The sequence below is a fragment of the Laceyella putida genome (assembly GCF_042665195.1).
GTDB classification, from domain to species: Bacteria; Bacillota; Bacilli; order Thermoactinomycetales; family Thermoactinomycetaceae; genus Laceyella; species Laceyella putida.
On the sequence record NZ_JBHTBW010000044.1, the window covers coordinates 1 to 15,946 of the forward strand.

General features: G+C 47.8%; 23 protein-coding genes. 18 read left to right on the top strand and 5 right to left on the bottom strand.

What is annotated here, in order from left to right; translation table 11 throughout:
- Positions 1-84: 84 nt before the first annotated feature.
- Positions 85-408 carry a hypothetical protein gene (locus ACFQNG_RS12820; protein ID WP_379865549.1) on the bottom strand — a complete coding sequence of 108 codons (324 nt, stop codon included), beginning with the start codon at positions 406-408 and terminating at the stop codon, positions 85-87.
- 336 nt (positions 409-744) lie between these two features.
- Between ACFQNG_RS12820 and ACFQNG_RS12825 the strand changes: the two genes are divergently transcribed.
- The 4 genes from ACFQNG_RS12825 to ACFQNG_RS12840 all read left to right on the top strand — a co-directional run bounded on the left by ACFQNG_RS12825 (position 745) and on the right by ACFQNG_RS12840 (position 2,714).
- Positions 745-1,083, top strand: coding sequence for a hypothetical protein (locus ACFQNG_RS12825; protein ID WP_379865550.1), 339 nt, complete (start codon positions 745-747; stop codon positions 1,081-1,083).
- A gap of 341 nt (positions 1,084-1,424) precedes the next feature.
- On the top strand, positions 1,425-1,649 hold the full coding sequence (locus ACFQNG_RS12830; RefSeq protein ID WP_379865553.1) for a hypothetical protein: 225 nt from the start codon (positions 1,425-1,427) through the stop codon (positions 1,647-1,649).
- 168 nt (positions 1,650-1,817) lie between these two features.
- Entirely contained in the window at positions 1,818-2,153 is a 336-nt protein-coding gene (locus tag ACFQNG_RS12835) for a DUF7003 family protein (RefSeq protein WP_379865643.1), read from the top strand.
- Entirely contained in the window at positions 2,154-2,714 is a 561-nt protein-coding gene (locus tag ACFQNG_RS12840; RefSeq protein ID WP_379865555.1) for a hypothetical protein, read from the top strand. It abuts the gene before it with no gap.
- Between the two features lie 352 nt (positions 2,715-3,066).
- Here the strand turns inward: ACFQNG_RS12840 and ACFQNG_RS12845 are convergent, their stop codons facing one another.
- The gene (locus tag ACFQNG_RS12845; protein WP_379865557.1) at positions 3,067-3,246 is read right to left on the bottom strand and encodes a hypothetical protein; all 180 of its coding nucleotides are present in this window, start codon (positions 3,244-3,246) and stop codon (positions 3,067-3,069) included.
- A gap of 65 nt (positions 3,247-3,311) precedes the next feature.
- On the opposite strand from ACFQNG_RS12845, the gene ACFQNG_RS12850 reads away from it, so the two are divergent.
- The 4 genes from ACFQNG_RS12850 to ACFQNG_RS12865 all read left to right on the top strand — a co-directional run bounded on the left by ACFQNG_RS12850 (position 3,312) and on the right by ACFQNG_RS12865 (position 5,853).
- The gene (locus tag ACFQNG_RS12850) at positions 3,312-3,707 is read left to right on the top strand and encodes an Imm10 family immunity protein (protein ID WP_379865559.1); all 396 of its coding nucleotides are present in this window, start codon (positions 3,312-3,314) and stop codon (positions 3,705-3,707) included.
- A gap of 117 nt (positions 3,708-3,824) precedes the next feature.
- On the top strand, positions 3,825-4,538 hold the full coding sequence (locus tag ACFQNG_RS12855) for a DUF4261 domain-containing protein (RefSeq protein ID WP_379865560.1): 714 nt from the start codon (positions 3,825-3,827) through the stop codon (positions 4,536-4,538).
- Positions 4,539-4,562: 24 nt separating this feature from the next.
- Positions 4,563-5,111 carry a HEAT repeat domain-containing protein gene (locus tag ACFQNG_RS12860; RefSeq protein ID WP_379865562.1) on the top strand — a complete coding sequence of 183 codons (549 nt, stop codon included), beginning with the start codon at positions 4,563-4,565 and terminating at the stop codon, positions 5,109-5,111.
- A gap of 271 nt (positions 5,112-5,382) precedes the next feature.
- Positions 5,383-5,853, top strand: a complete 471-nt coding sequence (locus tag ACFQNG_RS12865; RefSeq protein ID WP_379865563.1) for a YxiF family protein — start codon at positions 5,383-5,385, stop codon at positions 5,851-5,853.
- 345 nt (positions 5,854-6,198) lie between these two features.
- On the opposite strand, the gene ACFQNG_RS12870 is transcribed toward ACFQNG_RS12865, so the two are convergent.
- On the bottom strand, positions 6,199-6,756 hold the full coding sequence (locus tag ACFQNG_RS12870; RefSeq protein ID WP_379865565.1) for a hypothetical protein: 558 nt from the start codon (positions 6,754-6,756) through the stop codon (positions 6,199-6,201).
- 140 nt (positions 6,757-6,896) lie between these two features.
- On the opposite strand from ACFQNG_RS12870, the gene ACFQNG_RS12875 reads away from it, so the two are divergent.
- From ACFQNG_RS12875 to ACFQNG_RS12920, 10 genes are all read left to right on the top strand, one after another.
- Positions 6,897-7,100: a hypothetical protein gene (locus ACFQNG_RS12875; RefSeq protein WP_379865566.1), complete on the top strand. Its 204-nt coding sequence runs from the start codon at positions 6,897-6,899 to the stop codon at positions 7,098-7,100.
- A 22-nt stretch (positions 7,101-7,122) separates the two neighbouring features.
- A complete protein-coding gene (locus tag ACFQNG_RS12880; protein WP_379865568.1) occupies positions 7,123-7,680 on the top strand; it encodes a hypothetical protein in 558 nt (185 codons plus the stop codon).
- Positions 7,681-7,839: 159 nt separating this feature from the next.
- Entirely contained in the window at positions 7,840-8,016 is a 177-nt protein-coding gene (locus ACFQNG_RS12885; RefSeq protein ID WP_379865570.1) for a PfkB family carbohydrate kinase, read from the top strand.
- Entirely contained in the window at positions 7,952-8,131 is a 180-nt protein-coding gene (locus ACFQNG_RS12890) for a hypothetical protein (protein WP_379865572.1), read from the top strand. Before ACFQNG_RS12885 ends, ACFQNG_RS12890 begins: the two co-directional genes overlap by 65 nt.
- 6 nt (positions 8,132-8,137) lie before the next feature.
- Positions 8,138-8,788: a bifunctional 2-keto-4-hydroxyglutarate aldolase/2-keto-3-deoxy-6-phosphogluconate aldolase gene (locus tag ACFQNG_RS12895; protein ID WP_379865574.1), complete on the top strand. Its 651-nt coding sequence runs from the start codon at positions 8,138-8,140 to the stop codon at positions 8,786-8,788.
- A gap of 177 nt (positions 8,789-8,965) precedes the next feature.
- Positions 8,966-9,400 (top strand): MarR family winged helix-turn-helix transcriptional regulator, encoded by a 435-nt coding sequence (locus ACFQNG_RS12900; protein ID WP_379865646.1) that lies wholly within the window; start codon positions 8,966-8,968, stop codon positions 9,398-9,400.
- A gap of 19 nt (positions 9,401-9,419) precedes the next feature.
- The gene (locus tag ACFQNG_RS12905; RefSeq protein ID WP_379865576.1) at positions 9,420-10,442 is read left to right on the top strand and encodes an NADP-dependent oxidoreductase; all 1,023 of its coding nucleotides are present in this window, start codon (positions 9,420-9,422) and stop codon (positions 10,440-10,442) included.
- 203 nt (positions 10,443-10,645) lie between these two features.
- Complete coding sequence (locus tag ACFQNG_RS12910; protein ID WP_379865578.1) at positions 10,646-10,954, top strand: chorismate mutase; 309 nt, start codon at positions 10,646-10,648, stop codon at positions 10,952-10,954.
- Between the two features lie 228 nt (positions 10,955-11,182).
- Entirely contained in the window at positions 11,183-12,649 is a 1,467-nt protein-coding gene (putP, locus tag ACFQNG_RS12915; protein WP_379865580.1) for a sodium/proline symporter PutP, read from the top strand.
- 219 nt (positions 12,650-12,868) lie between these two features.
- Entirely contained in the window at positions 12,869-13,666 is a 798-nt protein-coding gene (locus ACFQNG_RS12920) for a DUF817 domain-containing protein (RefSeq protein ID WP_379865582.1), read from the top strand.
- Positions 13,667-13,713: 47 nt separating this feature from the next.
- On the opposite strand, the gene ACFQNG_RS12925 is transcribed toward ACFQNG_RS12920, so the two are convergent.
- Positions 13,714-14,532, bottom strand: a complete 819-nt coding sequence (locus tag ACFQNG_RS12925) for a polysaccharide deacetylase family protein (RefSeq protein ID WP_379865583.1) — start codon at positions 14,530-14,532, stop codon at positions 13,714-13,716.
- Positions 14,533-14,762: 230 nt separating this feature from the next.
- Complete coding sequence (locus tag ACFQNG_RS12930) at positions 14,763-15,674, bottom strand: R2-like ligand-binding oxidase (RefSeq protein ID WP_379865585.1); 912 nt, start codon at positions 15,672-15,674, stop codon at positions 14,763-14,765.
- Positions 15,675-15,946: the final 272 nt, after the last annotated feature.

The window sequence follows — 15,946 nt, forward strand, 5'->3', positions numbered from 1 at the left end:
GGAAGTTGTCCAAAGCAGAAATGGATTGAGGACATTAACTATCCAAGAATCCCACGGCTTCAGCCTTGTGGAGTCTCAAGTATATCAGAACATGGCCTTTTTTCTCTTCCGCATTCTAGTTATCTCCTGAGGTCCTGATTTCGATGGCAAATTCTTCAAGAAACTTTTTGTATGGCTTTTATGCTCCAGGTATTGTGCCAGGGCAAGAAAACGCGGGTCATCGGTTTGGAGGAATTCATTTAATAACGCTTGATAAACCAGGCGCATCGCTTCTTCATCAAAATAGATTTTATTTGCTTGCAGCCCATGCTGGAAAAAGGACTCATTCACATACAATTGCTGATGTTTCATCTCCCACGCCAATTCTTCCATGAATGTTTTTCCCCGATCGTAATAAGACGCTTCCATCCGCTTTCCTCCCCAACTTTTACTTGTGTTCTCATTTCTTTTTTGAGCTTGTCGGTTCCTTTCTCTAGTTTTGACGTGTTTTGGCGGAATGCCGCCGTTTTTGGGCGCGCCGGGCATCATTGTTGTCGGTTCAAAGCAACAGCCCCCATTGGGCACAGGCGATAACATTCTTTGGGGTGTATGGGGAGAGGGGTTTGAAAATTTGTCATTGGATTAAAACAAAACAATGGATTTTGAGTAGTTGGATCATGGTTGGTCATATTAAACTAGGTTTTAAGGGTATCCAGATAAATAACAGTTGATTATGCTTATCTAAAAGGCAGAATGGATGACGGCATGCAAATGGAAAATATCGTGATCGCAGCCATGATTGGTGGGGTCATTCTTGTTTTTTTATGGATGCTCAGACTGTTGGTCATATTGGCGGAAAGGTATGACAATCAGACGGCGAAACGGATCCTGTCCCTCATGGATATGGTTTTTTCCATCACCATATTGACGGATCTATTGGCCGATTTTGTGAAAAGCATCTTGAATGAAGAGTATGTTCTCTCCATCGTTTATATTGTTTTACTGTTGCTGTTCATACCGATCTGTTTGTTGGGGCCTTTGGGAGCCGTCTTTGGTGGAAAAGAGTTGGCCAAAAGAATGCGGGAAAAAATGGCGTCCCATTGAGGATGTTTTACTTCAGACGCGTGGAGCTTAAAGGGGACCGGGTGTGTCCAATCCCCCGCACCCCGGCCCCCGCCGTCACAAGGGGTGGAAGGCGAAACAAAATGGCGAATACCCATCAGAAATTGGAACGGAAACCCAATATGAAACACGTTTTTTCCTGTGCTTGCGGCAAGCGGATGAAGGTCAGTGCGCAACAATCGTTGTTCGATAAAAGAATGGTTTGGAGTGTTTCGTATTCATGTTCAACATGCAAAACATACTTTGAAGAAGATGGATTTGATGAAACACCGGAGAAATGGAGAAGCCTGATTTTGCGGAATGAGGGGAAGTATGCGCTCAAATTGCAAGACAGGGAGGATATTTCCTCAGTTCTAAAGGTTTTGAGAAAAGCGTTGCGGTTGAATATGAATGAAGTGAAAGAATTAAAAAATCATCTTGATCAGGCTTTGTTCTCCGGCACAAAAATGGAAATGAAGAGAATACAAATGTTGCTCAATGATCACGGCGTGAAAGCGTATGTGGAAAAAGAGGATGACAACCTAAACTTGCCTCAAAATAGGGTTTGATCGGTGGGTTTTATCAATGAATAAGCTAAATCAAAAGCAATTGAACAATTTATTAACAGGAACGGAATTAGCTGTTAAAATCAAGGCAACATACAATAATCGAAGAGCGTTTATCTCTTTTGGAGCATATGAAGAGGGAGAAGATGGGTTGAATACGGTATCGAGCCTATTTCCTTCCAACCATCCATAGAAGATTACAGGAAAGCGGGCTTAGATATCAATAAATATTCACCTACAACATTTATTAGATTATTAAGCTTCTTATACAAGGACAAAATGTGGCTAGATGATCACAGGATTTTTGCGGCTTTGGGCATTCAGTTAATGCCCATGTTTTTTAGAACGGATGAGTGGGACCATGAAGATGATAAGCCTAGCCAACATCGTTTTTTTCGTCTGATCGTTAATGCATTGGAGAAAAATGATGCTTCTTTGATTCAGATTGAAAACACAAACACGCATTGGCGTTATTGGGGGACAAAGATTGAAGAGGGTGACTATTGATTGAGGGGAAGATTTCATTCTTATTCCGGCAAACTGGAAGTCATTGAAGAATTTATATGTATGGCGAAGAATGAAACAAACGATTTGAAAAAAGAGGGGGTTTGTGAACGTTTAGCTGATTTTGCAGCGCGTTTTGGACTGGTAAGCAAAGTGGAAAACCGCTTTAGACTTACTCTTGTAATGGATAAACAGATGAGTGTCACTGTGTATTTTTTAGGGAGAAGGGTTGGGAGTCTTGAGTTAACTATAGAAGTGCATGAAGAAATGGATCAGTTTATAAGCGATTATGAGATGTATGAAGAAAAGTTAAGCGAATTTACCACTAAATTCACTGATTATCTGGATCAACTCATATGGATATTGGGTGATCCATGTTTTTTTCGGTATGACTGGATCGAGGATGTTGAGGGGGATTTTGACCATGCCAAGAGTATGGCGGTATGGACGATTGGAGAAAGTGTGATATTTAGGTTGCTCGTTCTAAGTGAAAGTCCGGAGGTTCCGATAAGGTTATGTCTTTCGGTTGAAAAAATGAAAGATAGAGGAAGACAATGGACCTGAATCCCTTTTCCCCTTTCCCGCAATACGTTTTTAGGAGTTGTCCATGGGCAAATCAAAATTGGGCGATAAGCGAAGGCTATTTGGGTGTTGTTAAGTCAACTTTTAAGCGGTTTGGAAGAAAACGAGCTGATCAATGCCACATGGGAGTTCAGAAGATATATAGAAAAGGGACATTTCTTGCGAAGAGATCAAGTCGCTCGCTCGCTTATTGGAGCTGGGTTCTTTTGACATCATCGAACACGCGCTTGATCTTAAGAGAATAAAGCGGGAAGCGTTGACGCTGATTCAAGGGCCAGAGTCAGGAGAGAAGAACAGGAAAAAGAAAATGACCCTATACAAAAAAGCGCAAGCATTACGGAATGACGACTTTAACTGAAGTCGTCCATTTTATATTTTGGCCATGGAATGAGAAAATCGCTCTGATTTGCTCGTGGAATATCCACCACGCTTGGCAGACTTGTTCCAAACAAGCGATGGCAAAGGCCATTCTGCCCAGGATGGATATGGATTCCAGTTGCGATGCGTGATTCATGGGTTCACCTCAAAATGATTTTACTATATAAGGGTATGGCAATCCATAGAAATGAGAGGTTGCATATGACAACGAAGCTGAAAGGGAATGCGCTCTGCATGCAAGTGGAAGAAGGGGTGATCCAATTCGGCTTTGCGGATGATGAGTTTGATGTGAAAGAGTACCTATTGCTCAGCCGGTCATTCGAGATCGACGACCAAGATCGCGAACTGAGGTTGGAGGGCGTTCATATTGAGTGGGGCGATCAGCTTCGTTCCGCCTATGGTGGGGTGGAAGCGGTGATCCTGTCTGAGCATCAGGTCATCTTCAAGGTTGACCGTGACACCGCCGTTCGGCTTGGCACCGAGGAAACCATTGAGATCGAGGTTGCCGATGCAAGGTATTATCCCAAGGGAGCGGCGATGTTTTTGGCCCGCCTGTTTGGTGAAGAGAACGGGGTAACGATTACATACGTTGGATGACTCGTTCCTTCATCGAGTTGACACATAGGGTCAAATCCGTATTTAAACCCCAAATAGCTTATTTCGTGAAGTTGTTAAGGGATCAACACATGAATAACGCACAAAGGATGGATGAACATGACGACGATCATTGGCATACCGGGATGTTGGCCGGATCGATCCGCGATGATTGGCGAGTTTGTCAAACAAAATCTGATCATGGCGGGTTTTCTCTTGCAGGAGGTGGAGACCGGCATCCATTTGGAAATCAATGTGGTTCCGCACGACCCCAGCTTGCGGGACGCTTTTCATTACGCCAGTTACGGCAATATGACCGAGGATGAGCTGGCGCAGATCGACCGGCATACCCATATCCTCTATCTCATCTGTGAATCAGGACAGCTGGACGACCTGAAAGCCTTGATGCGCATCGGGGCGAAAATCCTGGACGCGGGCGGCATGACGGTGAAAGTGGAGTCCGCCGGTGTCGCCCACCGCAAGGAAACATGGCTGGAGATGAGCCGCGATTTAGATGAAGTGGCGCTGTACGGCGCCTTTGTCGCCAAACTCAAGGGCGAGGCGGGCATTTATACCTGTGGCATGCAGCAATTTGGTTTCAAGGACGTCTTGATCAAGGATGAGGAGTTGCCGCCGGACGAAGCCGTTTATCTGGCTGACCAATTTCTGCTTTATCTCTTGATAGAAAAAGCTCAAGTAGAAGCGGGGCAAACCTTTGCCTTGGCACCGGAGGCGCCGCTCTACCGGATCGGTGAAGTACCGTGTGATCAATACCATCCGGAAGACTTGTTTCATAATCCGGCGGGTTATTGGGTGTTGGAGCGGGTGTTGTGAGGCTGTTGAAAGAAGGGGATTGCTTTGAAACAGGAATTATCAGCCCTTGTGTCGCGGTTAACGAAGATTTCTCCTTTACCTGAAGACGATTCGTTGTTGACGCCTGAGTTGATCGATGAGTACGATGCGTTGGTGGAAAAAATCGTTTCGTTTAGAGATCCAGCCGTGATCCCGATCATTTTGGATACGATGGTCCCCTATGACCCATACAAAATCTATTGGGCCGCCATGATCGCCATGGAGAATGCCTTTGTTATAGACGGTATGGTTCCTGGCTTGTTGAAAGCGATTCGGTCAGATTGGATCGGAAGCCGGGTGTGGGGAGCCTATATGCTGGGCCGAATGCGCAATCCAAGGAATATACCACATTTGTTGCCTATGTTGGAGGATGAAGAGACATTGGTTAGAGCGAAAGCGGCGATGGCGATGGGGATGAGTGTAGCGGAGTTGGAGCCCGGGGAAGAGCCTGGATTGAAAGGAAAGGCGTATCTCGCATTGAAGAAGCTGGAGCGGACTGATTTGTCTCGGGAAGTTCAGTCGTCTATCGCCCTTGCGTTGGAATCGTTTGGCTAAACAGTGTTTGAACCATGTGAAGTAACGGCTGTTTGCTTGCCAAGATCGCAGCGATCCTGCGATCCAGAAGAATTGGTGACACCGCTTCCGCTGGGCGTATCAGTGGGTCAATTTGAAAAAAAGTGAGATCTCAGACGGAAACGGATCACAGATGACGGGTGACAAAGTAAATCCATCAGTCCCGTTTTTCGGTAAAGGCAGGTGTTCATTTGGGCATCCGCCTTTATTTTGTGCATGATGACGATAGAAAACAAAGGATGTTGATGAGGCGATGAATCAAGAAGAACGAAAACAGCGCATGTGTGAGCTCATAAGCCAAAATGGAAGGCGGAGAAGTAGAGAGCGAAAGATCAGCCTGTTCGCGGATCACTATCACCTACAAATTAGGGAAAGCGATTTCATCTCCATGGAACAAAGCCATGCATTGAAAAGGCGCGGCTATGATTTGGCTTGGCGGCAGCTGGTCGGAATGCATTGCAAAGATACGCCTGAGCTCGAACATGAGTTGAAGCAGTTGATGGCAAACAATCAGCACCTGTTAAACAGTCAGGTTTTGTACTTTGATTGTGATTCCAACAGTACGGGAGGCATCGCCTTGTCGCTGGCACAGGTGTTTCATATCGCTTTTTTGGAATGCCGGAAAGGGTTTGTTGATTTCTTGATGGTGGAGAAAACGTTGGCATTCGGCATGTGCGTTGATGATGAGGAACATGACATTGTTTTGACTGTCTGGCGAATGTGATGAGAAAAAAACTCCCACCCGAACAGGATGGGAGTAAACGCTTTTATGGCAGCCAGCACCTCAAACCCCAACAGCTGCGAACTGCCCTCGGCCAGGAAAGTCAGAACTGGGTTTTGTCGATCGCTGAGCAATGAGCCTTGAGCACTAGGTGAAAAGAACACTAAGCACTCGAACACTAACCGTTTCCAAACTGCGTGAAAGGCAGCCGAAACTCACTGAGCACTGAATCTTTTAAGGGAGTCCATGATATGGATCTATCTTGAAAGGATAGTCATATCAAAGGACCCGAAATAATAAGCATTTTTTGGGGTTTACTACGCCATAAAAGCAAGGATAAGTCATGCGTTATTCATCGATGCCGATCAGTTGGGTCGTGGCGTTGGCAATCTGCAAGGCAGCGTCCACCTGCTCCATGAATTCGATGTTGAACTGGTTGACTTTCTCCACTTCCTGGCGTGGGAAGAGGTAGAGCAAGTCGGCGTTGTCCACGGAGTCGCGCTCTTTTTTGCTGTTGTACCGTTCCACTTCGCTTTCGGCGCGGCGGATGGCCAAATTGCAGGCTTCCACCAGGCTTTTGTTCATGGCGATCAAATGGTTTTTGTAAAGCAGGGCTTCGTGCAAAGAGAAGGTTTTGCCCGCAACGGTAATCTTCGTTTCCAGGTTGGTGCGGTCGATCGCCGATTTGATGGTGAAGAAGCGTTGCGCCAGATCATGGTAAGCTTGGATCTTGGCTTGCACTTCTTTCTCCGCTTGTTTGACGCTGTATTCTTGGTTGGCCCCTTTGATGCCCCAAGGATGTTTCTTCTTGGAGGACCAAGCGGAATATGTACTCAGTTCTTCTTGAATTTTGGCCATGCGTTTTTTGATCAGTTTCAACTCGGAGAGTCCTTGTTGAATGAGCATGGATGTACTCCCCTTCCGCACTGCATAATCACAAAATCCATTATAATCGAATTGTTATTTTATAATCAACAAAATAATTTATAAATATAAGATTATTATTGTTTTTTGATGGCTGATTATCGAGTATGTGAGGGTGCGGGATGAAATCAACCGTTGATGAGATTGCCAGCAAGTTGGAGATTTATGCGGCATTACGCAAAAAAGCCCTCCAAGCGGAGAGCTTTTCGGTCCTGGCGCAAAGGGTGATCTTTGCACCAGGTTGCCTGCCTGTTACGGTACCATTATACAATGTTTCACCAAAGTCTGAAAAGAGTGTTTGCCGACTCGTTTATTGGCTTCCATAAAGAAGAAAGGAGTATTGCCCAGATGAATACGCATCCGTTCCCGAAACAATTATGGGAGCCGACGCTTACACTGGAACAACGGATGGCCAAAATGGCTGAACAGCTGGATTTGTTCCCTGATGATTGGGAAAAGTTGAATTTGGCGCAAGGATATGCCCAGTTTTCCTCTTGGTTGTTGCGGTTGTGGAAACATAATCCTCCATATGATGATATACAGGCCCTTTTGTTTGGGATCTTTGAAACGGAGAAGGGGCTTCAGCTCTATATTGCTGGTTCAAGTGAATGGGATGGAGAAGATGAGGAGTGGGCGGATGAACCGGAATATTTTCCTGAAGAGAGGTATCCGGAAATTAGCAGTGTGGCTGCGGTCGAGTCTCTGATGAAACAAGATCTGGTGCGGGGAATCGATGTGGCCATCGGTGTGATTGCCCTGTTCGTGATTCATTTCACGATCGATCATGCGGAATACTTGTTGCAGAGCAGAGAGCGGCTGTGGCTGGCTACGGGCTTTGATGAAGGGGAGTTGATTCAGCTGGGGTGCCTGAAAATGAATCGGCGACAGCGGGAAATTGGGCGATGATATAGAATTGTTAATTATATCGACAATCTCTTATGAAGGTTGGCCTGTATAACCATTCATCACCCTCCATTTACAGTATTCCGATACATAATGTTTTTGGGAAAGTGCATAGGTACAGTCAGATCACTGGAAGAAGCAGATACCAAAGGAGTCGTGAACATGCCACAGGTGATCACGTTTGGGGAAACGATGGTGTTGTTGTCGCCGCTCAAGGCGGGTTCGCTGCAAGAGGCGCATTTGTATGAGCGGTCTTTTGGAGGGGCCGAGTCCAATGTGGCGATTGGACTGGCCCGGTTGGGGATTGAGGCGGGATGGTTCAGCCGCTTGGGGAAATGATCCTTTTGGTGAATTTGTGTTGCGTCAGATTCGCGGGGAAGGAGTGGATACGTCAAGGGTGGTGCGGGATGGGCAGAACTTGGGCAAAGCCAAAGTACAACAGATCGAGAGGTAGATGGTGATGGACAAATACAGGGTGATCGAGCGGGTGACGACGGAAAAGCTGGTGGCTGTGATTCGGGCGAAGTCGGAAGCGGAAGGGTTGGCCTACGTTCAGGAGGCGATCGCGGGCGGGATCAAGTTCATTGAAGTGACGATGACCACTCCGGGCGCGTTGGAGCTGATCAAACAACTGTCAACGACCTATCGCGAAAATGAGGAGATTGTGATTGGGGTTGGCACGGTATTGGATGAGACAACGGCGCGGTTGGCGATGTTGGCCGGGGCGAGATTTGTGGTGACCCCCTACTTGGACGAAGAGGTGATTCGCCTGTGCAATCTCTATAAAATCCCCGTCATGCCGGGTGTGATGACGGTGAAGGATGCCGCTCTGGCGTTGGAAGCGGGTTGTGATATCGTCAAGTTATTTCCCGGGCAAGTTTTTGGCCCTGATATGATTAAGGCGTTGAAAGGGCCACTGCCCCAACTTCATGTGATGCCGACAGGTGGGGTGGGGCTGGGCAATCTGCGGGAATGGATAGCCGCCGGTGCCGTCGCCGTGGGCATTGGCGGGGATTTGACCAAGGAGGCGGAGCGCACGGGGGACGCCGGCAAAGTGAGACGGAAAGCGGAAGAATATGTGCGGGCATTGGCGGATGTGTCAGGAGGATAAAGGCAGAATGTTGTGAACGATCCTCTCCGTTTGGGAGGCTCGTTTTTTGGAGCTGATTGGTATCGATAAAAATTGGCGAGCAATTTGATTGTGCGAAATTAAATTGTGTATAATAATGTTAACCTGGCAAGAGCTTGGCCAGGTCTTGTAGGAGGAGTGGGTGTGGAAAAAGGCCACATGCAGCGGTTGGAAAACCAGCTCTGTTTTGTTCTTTACGCTTATTCCCGACAATTGTGCAGTTTATTCCGTCCCGTCTTGGATCGTTGGGGAATCACGTACCCGCAGTATTTTGCGCTATTGGCATTGTGGGAAGGCCAAGAGTTGACTGTCAAGCAATTGGGGGAAAAGCTGTATCTCGACTCCGGAACGCTCACCCCGATGCTGAAGCGCATGGAAGAGGCGGGATGGGTGAAACGGCAACGTTCAACGGTCGATGAACGGAAAGTGATCGTGACATTGAATGAAAAAGCGGAAGCGTTGCGGAGCGAGATGACCAACCTGCCGCAAATGCTGCTGGAACAAAGCGGGATGACCCAGCAAGATGCGGCCTTGTTGCTTGAGCAATTGAAAAGGATGATGCGGCAATCGCGCCGAACCAATCAGCGTTCTTAACTGAAGGGAGCCAATCAGTATGAGTGAAAACAACCAACAAATTTTGTTAGTTCAACGGCCACAAGGGATGCCGACTGAAGCCGATTTCAAGTGGGAGGATATTCCCGTGCCGCAACCGGCCGATGGAGAAGTCTTGATCAAAACGTTGTATCTCTCGGTTGATCCGTATATGCGCGGCCGCATGAGTGACCGCAAATCGTATGTTCCTCCGTATGAGCTGAACCAGCCCATCACCGGCGGGGTGGTCGGTGAAGTGATCGAGTCCAAGGCGACGGGTCTCAGCCAAGGGGATATTGTTGTCGGAATGTTGGATTGGAAAAAGTTTCAAACGGCTTCCGCCAAACAAGTAAAAAAAATAGATCCCACGGTGGCCCCGATGACAACGGCGCTGGGCATTCTCGGCATGACAGGCTTAACCGCGTATTTTGGCTTGCTGGACATCGGTCAGCCCAAAGCGGGGGAAACGGTCGTGATATCCGGTGCCGCCGGTGCGGTGGGGATGGTCGTCGGACAAATCGCCAAAATTAAGGGATGCCGTGTGGTGGGCATTGCCGGTTCTGAGAAGAAAAATGAGTATTTGATCAATCAATTGGGCTTTGATGCGGCGATCAACTATAAAACGACACCCAATTTGGTGAAGGCGCTGAAAGAAACTTGTCCGAATGGCGTGGATGTCTACTTCGACAATGTGGGCGGCGAGATTTCCGATGCGGTGCTGTCGCTTTTGAACCCCTTCGCGCGGATTCCGATCTGCGGTCAAATTTCGCTGTACAATTTGGAGAACGCGAATGTGGGGCCGCGCATCCAGCCGTTGCTCTTAGTCAACAAAGCGTTGATGAAAGGCTTTATCGTGAGCGATTATGCGGAGCGCTTCGGCGAAGGGTACCGCCAGTTGGCCGAGTGGTTGCAAGCGGGCAAGCTTCAATATGAAGAAAATATTGTGGACGGCTTTGAAAACACGATACAAGCGTTCTTGGGTCTGTTTACCGGTGAGAACCTGGGCAAACAGTTGGTCAAAGTGGCGGAACCATCCATGAGATAAGGAGATTGAACCCGTTTCCCGAGAGGGAACGGGTTTTCATGTGTGGAAATAGGTACGACCCATTGACATAAAAGATGGAATGATGGTTAAATAAATGAAATATTTATATAAGTGATGAATGGATCCATCGGGCTCTATAGTTAGATTGCCCCGTCTGTTAAGTGTGTGGCCTGATGATAGTCGAGATGAGAGGAGAGGCGCCATTGGAAAAGTGGGCGAGTGCAGAAAAGGTGATGTTGGGGAAGCCGCGCAGTATGCCGGAGTTACGCGAAGAGATGAATCGGATCAATGAGCAGATGCTTCGTTTGTTGAACGAACGGGCGCAAGTGGCCGTTGAGATTGGAGAGGTCAAGAAACGGACGGGACAGCCGATTGTGGATGGAAAGCGGGAGCGGGAGATTATTGCGAAGATGCAGGAAAAAAATCAGGGGCCTGTCACGGATGAACAAGTGGCTCGGTTTTTTGACCAACTTTTCCAGATTGCCAAAGAATTGCAAGCGGAACGCCGCTGACAAGACCCCTTCTGTTCTGAGAGATGGCAGAACAGAAGGGGTCTTTGATTATGGTCGCCTTAAGAGCCAGTTTGAACTAGTGACAGGGCCGATTAGAAATAAATGTCACCAAATTGACGAAAATTATAACCTGTGTCATACTATTTTACTAAGAGTATTATTTTTATTTAATTAGGTTATTTCTGTATCTATATCAAATTTATGTAAAAGATGAAAGAGGTGGCAGGTATGGAGTATGGCGTCATTATTTCGATCGGCATATACATGGTGGGCATGCTGATCATTGGTTATTTCGCTTACAGGCGCACAGCCGATCTCTCTGATTACATGTTGGGGGGACGCGATCTGGGGCCAGCCGTAACGGCGCTCAGCGCGGGCGCTTCCGATATGAGCGGTTGGTTGCTGATGGGTTTGCCCGGCGCGATGTACGCAACCGGGGTGAGCAGCGGCTGGATTGTGGTCGGCTTGACCATGGGGGCTTATCTCAACTGGCTGTATGTGGCGCCGCGCTTGCGCACTTACACCGAAGTGGCGCAAAACGCGATTACGATTCCGGTTTATTTTGAGAACCGCTTTAAGGATCAATCAAGAATTTTGCGTGTGGTGTCTGCACTTGTCATTTTCATTTTCTTTACCTTTTACACTTCTTCCGGCATGGTGTCCGGCGGGGAATTGTTTAAAAGCGCGTTTGGGATGAATTATCTGTGGGGCGTTCTCATTTCGGTCGGCGTGGTCATTCTGTACACCCTATTCGGGGGCTTTTTGGCGGTCAGTTGGACAGACTTTGTCCAAGGTACGATCATGGTGGTCGCCCTGATTCTCGTGCCAGTGGTCACGTTGATGGAAACGGGTGGGCTCGGTTCAACCTTGGCTCAAATTGACAGCATCAATCCCACTTTGCTCGATGCGTTTAAAGGGACAAGCGTGATCGGCATCATCTCTCTCTTGGCATGGGGCTTAGGTTACTTTGGACAACCCCATATCATTGTGCGGTTCATGGCGATCAATACCGTGAAAGAAATGAAAAGCGCGCGCCGCATTGGCATGAGTTGGATGGTCTTTTCCGTCGTGGGGGCGATGTTGACAGGCTTGTTTGGAATCGCTTACTTTAACAATCAAGGAATGAAATTGGATAATCCGGAAACGGTCTTTATCAAATTGTCCGATGTGCTGTTCCACCCGCTGATTACCGGTTTCTTGTTGGCGGCGATTCTGGCGGCGATCATGAGCACGATTTCTTCGCAGCTTCTGGTGACGGCAAGCGCGTTGACGGAAGACTTCTACAAGGCCTTTTTCCGCCGCTCGGCATCGGATAAAGAACTCGTGCTGGTCGGTCGGCTGTCCCTGTTGGGGGTTTCCCTCATCGCTTTATATTTGGCGTTGAATCCCAACGAAACGATCCTGAATCTGGTCGGATACGCCTGGGCCGGCTTTGGCGCCGCGTTTGGGCCGGTGGTCTTGATCAGCTTGTATTGGAAGCGCATGAACAAATGGGGCGCAATCGCGGGCATGATCGCCGGAGCGGTCACCGTGATCGTCTGGGAGCAAATCAAAGCGTTGGATGAAGTGTATGAAATTATCCCCGGCTTTATCGCATGTACGCTGGCCATCATCATCGTGAGCTTGCTCACGCCGAAACCATCGGCGGAAATCGAAGCGGAATTTGAGGAAGCGACAAGACAAACACGGGCGTAATGGAAGGACCCGTCTCCCCAGTCAACTGGGAGGCGGGTCCTTTGGATTGTTCGATGAGCGCCGATGGATAAGTGAAGCGAATGGGAAAACGGTGTTGGAGCGATCGCGATAGCCATTTCTCCAGCCAAAAGATGGTTTTGAAATAGCTTCTAGACACAAAATGGTTCTATTCTACGAATAAATAATTGATTTGATATGAATAGAATAGGAGCGGAGAAATTGACAGGGATAAAACAGTTAAGCCATTTTACTTACCAACAAGCGATGTCGTGCCTCTTTCCGGCGGTGATTTTCCTGACCTTGGCGTTGTCAAAGCAAATCTCGTGGACCTTTTTTCACCGATATGATTTTATCTTGCTGGTATGTCTCGCGATGCAGGTGATCATGCTCGTAACTGGACTGGAAACCAAGGACGAACTGAAAGTGATTCTGCTCTTCCATTTGCTTGGTTTGCTGCTGGAGCTATTCAAAGTCCAGTCAGGATCATGGTCATATCCCGAACCGGCTTGGTCCAAGGTGGCGGGTGTGCCGCTGTACAGCGGATTCATGTATGCCAGCGTGGCCAGTTATTTATGCCAGGCGTGGCGGCGGTTGCGGGTGCAATTGATCCATTGGCCCAAGCTGGGATGGACGATCTCGTTGGCGACACTCATTTATCTCAATTTTTTTACACATCACTATATCGTTGATTTGCGTTGGGGCTTAATGGGGGCGCTGGTTTTGGTGTTCTTCCGCTCCCATGTCCGATTCGTGGTCAGTGGCACGACCTATCGCATGCCGCAAGTGCTATCTTATTTTCTGATCGGTTTCTTCATCTGGGTGGCCGAGAATATCGCCACCTATTTTGGGGCATGGCAATACCCCTATCAACGGGAAGCTTGGCAAATCGTCGACTTGGGGAAGTTGAGTTCGTGGTTTTTGCTGGTCATCGTCAGCTTTATTATCGTGGCGCAATTGAAACAATCCTCCACCAAGGTGAAATCGGGGGACGTTTCCTCTTCCTCTCTCGCTTCGTGAAAAAACAGCGGATCACTGGGCACAACCCAAGTAATCCGCTGTTTTGCTCATTTATATGCGGGAATCCGCAACAATTCGTCAATCGTGACAAATTGATACCCTTGCTGCCGCAAGTATTCAATCAGTGGTGGCAGTGCTTTGACTGTCGCATCCCGTGGTCCGCCCGCATTGTGCTCCAAGATGATGCTGCCCGGAGCCAAGTTGGTTTTGACCGTTTGCAGGATATCCTCGGCCGTGCGACCCTTTTTCCAATCGAGTGTGTCGATATCCCACTGAACCATCTCAAATCCCATTTGCTCCAAGGCTTTGATCTTGCCTTTGACCGCTCCATAAGGGGGCCGCATCAAGCGCATGTCTTTCCCGATCAATTGATTGACCACATAATTGGTTTGGTTCATTTCCTGGGCCAGTTTCTGGTTTGACAGATGGGGGAGATAGGGATGCCCCCAAGAATGGTTACCGATGATATGCCCTTCGTTATGTATGCGTTTGAGCATATCGGGATGGGCTTTGACCTGTTTGCCCAACACGAAGAAGGTGGCACGGATGCGGTTTTTCTTTAAAATGTCCAAGATTTGACCGGTATATTTCTTATCGGGTCCGTCGTCAAATGTAAGGGCGACCAGTTTGAGTCCACGCGGTCCGTGAAAATGCATATGCTTTGATTCAGACTTGGGTCCATTGCTTTGCAGAGCGGTCTCTTCCGGTGGTGGAACATATTTGATGCGTTTGGGCATAGGTGTTGCTTTGATGATTTGCTGATGATCGGCTTGGTATGCAAGCTTCTGATTTTGATTGGAGCAACCGCTGAGTACTGCATTGATCAAGAGAGCGACAAGAAAGAGACCATATATCTTTTTAGGCATGGTAAGTCTCCAATCCTATAAATCTATTTATATTAATAATAAATTAATCCGAGAGAAAAATTGGCGGGTCAATTGAAATGAACTTGACGATAATGTGGACATTTTTTTACAGGAGGTGCACAAAAAGCCGCTCGGGCGAAGGGGCACGAGCGGCGAAAGGGGAAAGAATGCGCGGAAGATTTCAGGCGGCGTACCTCGACTCGTTTCACGAGGATGCCCGTCTCCATTTGCTAGAGTTGTTCCAGGCCAAATTGGCGATAGATCTCTTCCAATGACTTTTCTTTGGCCCGCGCGATGATTTGCTTGCGGATGACGAATTGTTTTTGGGAAAAATGGATGCGTTCCTCCAAGGTCACCCCAAATGAATTGGGATAGTTGGCGATCATTTGGGGAGTCGGTTCCTGGATGGGATTCAATTCTTCCATGCGGCTCATGATATAGTCGTAGAGAGGCGGATGTTCTTGGATCAGGCGATGCAAGAGATATGTACCGTAGCTGATATGGCGGGATTCATCTTTTTTGATCAACCGGATGCCTTTCATCAAGCCGGGCATGTACCCCTGTCTCTCAAGGGCTTGCTCGAAAAACCAATACCCCGTTTCGGCGCCAACGCCTTCAATCAGCATGTTATAGACGATGGCCGCATCGGCAAAGGCTTCAGGGGATGAGTCCGTCAAAAGCCGATTCATGATGCGCGAAAGGGTATTGCTTTCTTGGCCATGGTGTTCTTCACGGTCATACAGAAAAAGCTCGGGCGCGCCACGATTGGAGAGAAAACGGGTGAGGTCTTCCGTTACGCCGAGGGCGTTGAGATGGAGGCGGAAAAATTCTGTATGTTTGGCTTCTTCAAATAAGAAGGTAGTCAGAAACATTTCCTCTTCCAAACGGCCCTCGCGCGCCAACGCGGTCATGAGCGGAAGCAAATCCACCGTCACCGCTTCTTCTCCGGCCAGGAAGTTGGCGGCAATGCTCAAAAACTCCATTTTCTGCGTGTCAGAAAAACGTTGCCAATCTTGGATGTCCTGGGTGAGATCAATGTCTTCCGGGTTCCAGACGCCAAACCGCTTCGCTTTTTGGTACAAGCGGTAGGGTACCATTTGTGTATCCAATCCTTTGGTCAAGGTAACGACGCGTCTCGCCATGGTAAAATCCCCCATTCGATGGATAATGAAATCTGCGTGTGCAGGCATGCCTTCATATATATACCCGTTGGTAGAGTGCGATGAGCCTAATTTCCGAAAAATATTTTTCTGTTAAAAATTGTATGAACCGATTGTGGATGGCACAAAAACAACCCTAAAAATAAGGGGTAGACGGAAAAATCAAAAGTAGATAGAATAGAGGATAAAATAATTCCGACTAAATAGGGTTGGATTATAAAAATAATAATTGACACTTTCCCGATGGTTGTTTA

What these genes read in the sequence shown, in the direction of transcription:
- ACFQNG_RS12855 (WP_379865560.1), top strand. Translation starts at nt 3,825, where the DNA reads ATGACGACGATCATTGGCATACCGGGATGTTGGCCGGATCGATCCGCG.
- ACFQNG_RS12870 (WP_379865565.1), bottom strand. Translation starts at nt 6,756, where the DNA reads ATGCTCATTCAACAAGGACTCTCCGAGTTGAAACTGATCAAAAAACGC.
- ACFQNG_RS12880 (WP_379865568.1), top strand. Translation starts at nt 7,123, where the DNA reads ATGAATACGCATCCGTTCCCGAAACAATTATGGGAGCCGACGCTTACA.
- ACFQNG_RS12905 (WP_379865576.1), top strand. Translation starts at nt 9,420, where the DNA reads ATGAGTGAAAACAACCAACAAATTTTGTTAGTTCAACGGCCACAAGGG.
- ACFQNG_RS12925 (WP_379865583.1), bottom strand. Translation starts at nt 14,532, where the DNA reads ATGCCTAAAAAGATATATGGTCTCTTTCTTGTCGCTCTCTTGATCAAT.
- ACFQNG_RS12900 (WP_379865646.1), top strand. Translation starts at nt 8,966, where the DNA reads ATGCAGCGGTTGGAAAACCAGCTCTGTTTTGTTCTTTACGCTTATTCC.
- ACFQNG_RS12875 (WP_379865566.1), top strand. Translation starts at nt 6,897, where the DNA reads ATGAAATCAACCGTTGATGAGATTGCCAGCAAGTTGGAGATTTATGCG.
- ACFQNG_RS12825 (WP_379865550.1), top strand. Translation starts at nt 745, where the DNA reads ATGCAAATGGAAAATATCGTGATCGCAGCCATGATTGGTGGGGTCATT.
- ACFQNG_RS12820 (WP_379865549.1), bottom strand. Translation starts at nt 408, where the DNA reads ATGGAAGCGTCTTATTACGATCGGGGAAAAACATTCATGGAAGAATTG.
- ACFQNG_RS12865 (WP_379865563.1), top strand. Translation starts at nt 5,383, where the DNA reads ATGAATCAAGAAGAACGAAAACAGCGCATGTGTGAGCTCATAAGCCAA.
- ACFQNG_RS12890 (WP_379865572.1), top strand. Translation starts at nt 7,952, where the DNA reads ATGTGGCGATTGGACTGGCCCGGTTGGGGATTGAGGCGGGATGGTTCA.
- ACFQNG_RS12850 (WP_379865559.1), top strand. Translation starts at nt 3,312, where the DNA reads ATGACAACGAAGCTGAAAGGGAATGCGCTCTGCATGCAAGTGGAAGAA.
- ACFQNG_RS12845 (WP_379865557.1), bottom strand. Translation starts at nt 3,246, where the DNA reads ATGAATCACGCATCGCAACTGGAATCCATATCCATCCTGGGCAGAATG.
- ACFQNG_RS12885 (WP_379865570.1), top strand. Translation starts at nt 7,840, where the DNA reads ATGCCACAGGTGATCACGTTTGGGGAAACGATGGTGTTGTTGTCGCCG.
- putP (WP_379865580.1), top strand. Translation starts at nt 11,183, where the DNA reads ATGGAGTATGGCGTCATTATTTCGATCGGCATATACATGGTGGGCATG.
- ACFQNG_RS12895 (WP_379865574.1), top strand. Translation starts at nt 8,138, where the DNA reads ATGGACAAATACAGGGTGATCGAGCGGGTGACGACGGAAAAGCTGGTG.
- ACFQNG_RS12930 (WP_379865585.1), bottom strand. Translation starts at nt 15,674, where the DNA reads ATGGCGAGACGCGTCGTTACCTTGACCAAAGGATTGGATACACAAATG.